Annotated in this window: 1 rRNA gene; it reads right to left on the minus strand. The window is 52.5% G+C overall.

What is annotated here, in order from left to right:
- Positions 1–628: ribosomal RNA gene (locus SPH27_RS23040) — 23S ribosomal RNA — on the minus strand; the annotation flags it as partial.

Raw genomic sequence — 628 nt, forward strand, 5'->3', positions numbered from 1 at the left:
TAAGCGTCGCTGCCGCAGCTTCGGTGCATGGTTTAGCCCCGTTACATCTTCCGCGCAGGCCGACTCGACCAGTGAGCTATTACGCTTTCTTTAAATGATGGCTGCTTCTAAGCCAACATCCTGGCTGTCTGTGCCTTCCCACATCGTTTCCCACTTAACCATGACTTTGGGACCTTAGCTGGCGGTCTGGGTTGTTTCCCTCTTCACGACGGACGTTAGCACCCGCCGTGTGTCTCCCGTGATAACATTCTTCGGTATTCGTAGTTTGCATCGGGTTGGTAAGCCGGGATGGCCCCCTAGCCGAAACAGTGCTCTACCCCCGAAGATGAGTTCACGAGGCGCTACCTAAATAGCTTTCGGGGAGAACCAGCTATCTCCCGGTTTGATTGGCCTTTCACCCCCAGCCACAAGTCATCCGCTAATTTTTCAACATTAGTCGGTTCGGTCCTCCAGTTAGTGTTACCCAACCTTCAACCTGCCCATGGCTAGATCACCGGGTTTCGGGTCTATACCCTGCAACTTAACGCCCAGTTAAGACTCGGTTTCCCTTCGGCTCCCCTATACGGTTAACCTTGCTACAGAATATAAGTCGCTGACCCATTATACAAAAGGTACGCAGTCACACCAC

The sequence above is a fragment of the Enterobacter sp. A103 genome (assembly GCF_034427535.1).
GTDB classification, from domain to species: Bacteria; Pseudomonadota; Gammaproteobacteria; order Enterobacterales; family Enterobacteriaceae; genus Enterobacter; species Enterobacter asburiae_B.